The sequence below is a fragment of the Stenotrophomonas sp. 2YAF22 genome, from assembly GCF_052114665.1.
GTDB lineage: Bacteria > Pseudomonadota > Gammaproteobacteria > Xanthomonadales > Xanthomonadaceae > Stenotrophomonas > Stenotrophomonas indicatrix.
The window spans coordinates 1-3594 of the sequence record NZ_JBFRFE010000447.1; the positions used below are offsets into that span (position 1 = coordinate 1).

Below are 3594 nucleotides of genomic sequence, written 5' to 3' on the forward strand. Positions count from 1 at the left end.
GCGCCCAAGCACGGCTGCCGCATGGGCATCTGCAACAGCTGTACCTGTGAACGCGTCAGTGGCACCACCCGCCACCTGCGCACCGGCGACACCCAGTCCGAAACGGCCGTGCCGGTGCGGATCTGCGTGAGCGCGCCGACCACCGACCTGACCCTGGATCTCTGAGGACTCCGCTGCCATGACCCGCGCTACCGACCGTGCCCTGAGCCCTGCCGAGATGCAGACGTTTGGTGAGGAACTCGATGCGATCCGCGACCGTGTGATCGGCAGCCTCGGCGCCTCCGACACCCGTTACATCCGCCGCGTCGCAGCGGCTGTGCGCTGGTCCGGCGTGCTCGGCCGCAGCCTGCTGTTCCTGGGCGCGTTCTCTCCGTTGTTCTGGGCGCCGCTGCTGTGGCCGGCCTGCATCGCCGGCACGCTGCTGCTGGCGCTGGCCAAGATCCTGGAAAACATGGAGCTGGGCCACAACGTGATGCACGGCCAGTACGACTGGACCGGCGATCCCAAGCTCAACGGCAACACCTACGAATGGGACATCGTTGCCACCGCCGACAACTGGCGCAAGACCCATAATTTCCGCCACCACACCTACACCAACGTGCGTGGCATGGACGATGACATCGGCTATGGCCTGCTGCGCATCTTCCCGGAACAGCGCTGGAAGCCGTTCTACCTGCTGCAGCCGATCATCGCACCGATCTTCGCGCTGCTGTTCCAGTGGGGCGTGGCGGCGCAGGACCTGCGCCTGGGGCGCTGGTTCAAGGGCCGCATCAGCAGCCGTGCGATGTGGCTGCAGACCCGTCCGGTGGCACGCAAGATGATCCGCCAGGTGCTGAAGGACTACGTGTTCTTCCCGCTGCTGGCCGGTCCGTTCTTCCTGCCGGTGATGCTGGGCAACATGGTGGCCAACGGCCTGCGCAACATCTGGACCTACGTGATCATCTTCTGCGGCCACTTCACCGCCGAATCGGAAACCTTCCCGAAGGAATGCCTGCGCAATGAATCGCGTGGCCACTGGTACCTGCGCCAGCTGCGCGGTTCGTCCAACATCAGCGGTGGTTTCGTGATCAACGTGCTGTCGGGCAACCTCAGCCACCAGATCGAGCACCACTTCTACCCGGACCTGCCGGCCAACCGCTATGCGGCCATCGCCAAGGAAGTGAAGGAAATCTGCCGGCGCTATGGCCAGCACTACAACAACGGCTCGCTGCCGCGGCAGTTCACCCAGGTGGTCTGGCGTATCCTGCGCCACGCGTTCCCGAGCAAGCCGCGCCGCCTGCCGATGCCGGACATCATGCCGGCTCCGGCGTCGGCCAACGCCGGCTGAGTCTTCAGCCGGCCTTCGCCAACAGCGCAGGCGAATCGCGATCCAGCCTGCGCAGGAACACCTGCATTTCCTTGCGGGCCTGCTGGTCGCCCTTGCTGCCGGCCACGCTGAGCCCGCGCTGCCACGCTTCGCGCGCCGCCTGCGGCTGGCCACCAGCCAGCCAGGCCTTGCCCAGCAGCTTCCACGCCGCCGAGTAGTCCGGGTCCAGCACCACGCAGCGGCCCAGATGGGTGGCTGCGCGTACCGAGTCGCCGGCATCCAGCCAGCTCTTGCCCAGGCCGAAGCGCAGCAGTGCGCTGTCCTTGCCGGCGGCAAGCATCCTCTCCAGCGTTTCGATGTCCATCAGCGCACCTCCAGCAGGGTTTCCACCGGTCCCGCCTGGAAGCGGCCGCGATGGAACAGCAGCGGTGCGCCGCCTGCTTCCTGCACATCGACAATGCGCCCGGCCAGCAACAGGTGATCGCCGACCGGCCACTGCGCGTGGCGGGTGCAGGTGAGGTGGACCACGGCGCCGGCGATACGCGGTGGCGCGTCTTCGCCGTCGTCCAGCAAGGGCACATCGGTGAATCGATGGCGCACCTGCGGATCAGCGAATCGGCGCGCCAGGGCTTCCTGGCCGGCGCCGAGCACGCTGATCGCGAACCGGGTGGCGCGCTGGAACGTGGACAGGCTCTGCGCATGCAGGGCGAGGTTCCATAGCACCAGTGGCGGCTGCAGCGAAATCGGCACGAACGAGTTGATGGTCAGTCCCTGCGGTTTTCCCTGTGCGTCGCGGGCGCAGACGATCGCCACGCCGGTAGGGAAATGGCCGAGCAACCGCCGCAGCGCACGCGGCGGCAGGCTGACCGATGGCACCGGTGCCGGAGCGGGGAACACCCCCGCCCACGGCCCGGCGTATGCACCGGAGTCCGCGTTCATGCGGCCCTGGCCTGGCGGTAGCGCCGGCCGACCTCGGCCCAGTTGATGAGGTTGAAGAACGCGCCGATGTAGTCCGGGCGACGGTTCTGGTAATGCAGGTAGTACGCGTGCTCCCAGACATCCAGGGCAAGGATCGGGGTATTGCCGGAGGCGCCAGCCGATGCGCCCATCAGCGGGCTGTCCTGGTTGGCGGTGCTCTCGACCTGCAGGCGGCCTTGGTGATCGACGGTGAGCCACGCCCAGCCACTGCCGAAACGGGTCTGCGCCGCTTTGCTGAACGCCTCCTTGAAGGCGTCGTAGCCACCGAGGTCGCGATCGATGGCCGCGGCAAGCTCGTCATCGGCGGTGCCGCCATTGGCGCTGAGCACGGTCCAGAACAGGCTGTGGTTGGCGTGGCCGCCGCCGTTGTTGCGCACTGCACCGCGGATCGATTCGGGCAGGGCGTCGAGGTCGGCGATCAGGGTTTCTACCGGTTGTGCCGGCAGGCTCGCCTGTTCCAGCGCGGCATTGAGGTTGTTGACGTAGGCCTGGTGATGCTTGCTGTGATGGATTTCCATCGTGCGCGCATCGAAGTGCGGCTCGAGGGCGTCGTAGGCATAGGGGAGGGCGGGAAGCAAGTACGGCATCGAGACAGTCTCCGTGGGGAAGGCCAGGGGTATGGCCGTGGGGAGACTGTTATCGCACCTCAACATTGGTTGAGGTCAAGCGGGCAACGCAGCTTCAGTAGTGCCAGCCCATGGCTGGCAGCTTCATGTACTTCGAGCTGCCAGCCATGGGCTGGCACTACTGAACCCGCTTTTAGAACCCTCGCCGGCACTACCTGTATCCGTCGAATCCTGCGTCTGGCGTCAGCTCAACCATTCCTTGCAGCCGCTATCAACCTGATCACCACAGGCCGCCTGCATCCGCTGCTGCAACCGTGCCAGCGTGTCCGCACCCTTGTGCTTCGCGCTCCACGCATGCAGCTGCCCCGCCAACCGCTCGAAGCGCTGACGCGTGCGCTGGTGGTAGCCGGATGGCTGCTTGTCCAGCTCGGCGATCAACGCCTCGGTGGCCTGCTCGATACGCGGTGCATCATCCGGCGCCAGCCGCAGCAGGCCTTCCACGTACAGCACGCCCCACTGCACGCGCGTGGCAGGCCCCTGCGCGCCTTCATAGGCACGCTTCAGCCATTCCAGGGCGCCGGCGGTATCACCACGCTGCTCGGCCAGTTCGGCCAGCTCCGGCATGTAGTAGTAAGGCTGCTCGCTGCGCTTCAGCTCTGCCAGCAGCAAGGCCTCGGCGCCCGCATCGTCATCGACCTGACGCAGCGCGTAGACGGCGCTGCTGATGGTGGCCTGGCGCGCGTG

Annotated in this window: 5 protein-coding genes and 1 pseudogene; 2 read left to right on the top strand and 4 right to left on the bottom strand. The window is 66.6% G+C overall.

The features are described from left to right. The coding region (locus tag AB4Y84_RS16150; RefSeq protein WP_442250439.1) for a 2Fe-2S iron-sulfur cluster-binding protein at positions 1-165 on the top strand (165 nt) is incomplete at its 5' end. Positions 166-178: 13 nt separating this feature from the next. Beyond that, positions 179-1327, top strand: a complete 1149-nt coding sequence (locus AB4Y84_RS16155; RefSeq protein WP_025878576.1) for a fatty acid desaturase family protein — start codon at positions 179-181, stop codon at positions 1325-1327. Between the two features lie 4 nt (positions 1328-1331). Here the strand turns inward: AB4Y84_RS16155 and AB4Y84_RS16160 are convergent, their stop codons facing one another. The 4 genes and pseudogenes from AB4Y84_RS16160 to AB4Y84_RS16175 all read right to left on the bottom strand — a co-directional run. Next, positions 1332-1670 (bottom strand): tetratricopeptide repeat protein, encoded by a 339-nt coding sequence (locus AB4Y84_RS16160; protein ID WP_442244819.1) that lies wholly within the window; start codon positions 1668-1670, stop codon positions 1332-1334. After that, positions 1670-2245, bottom strand: coding sequence for a flavin reductase family protein (locus AB4Y84_RS16165; RefSeq protein WP_032975319.1), 576 nt, complete (start codon positions 2243-2245; stop codon positions 1670-1672). Before AB4Y84_RS16165 ends, AB4Y84_RS16160 begins: the two co-directional genes overlap by 1 nt. Beyond that, complete coding sequence (locus AB4Y84_RS16170; protein WP_442244818.1) at positions 2242-2871, bottom strand: superoxide dismutase; 630 nt, start codon at positions 2869-2871, stop codon at positions 2242-2244. Before AB4Y84_RS16170 ends, AB4Y84_RS16165 begins: the two co-directional genes overlap by 4 nt. Positions 2872-3093: 222 nt before the next feature. Next, positions 3094-3594, bottom strand: a pseudogene (locus AB4Y84_RS16175) (thioredoxin family protein); the annotation flags it as partial.

Excerpts from the sequence above, each read along its gene's own strand:
- AB4Y84_RS16155 (WP_025878576.1), top strand. The coding sequence starts at position 179 with ATGACCCGCGCTACCGACCGTGCCCTGAGCCCTGCCGAGATGCAGACG.
- AB4Y84_RS16160 (WP_442244819.1), bottom strand. The coding sequence starts at position 1,670 with ATGGACATCGAAACGCTGGAGAGGATGCTTGCCGCCGGCAAGGACAGC.
- AB4Y84_RS16165 (WP_032975319.1), bottom strand. The coding sequence starts at position 2,245 with ATGAACGCGGACTCCGGTGCATACGCCGGGCCGTGGGCGGGGGTGTTC.
- AB4Y84_RS16170 (WP_442244818.1), bottom strand. The coding sequence starts at position 2,871 with ATGCCGTACTTGCTTCCCGCCCTCCCCTATGCCTACGACGCCCTCGAG.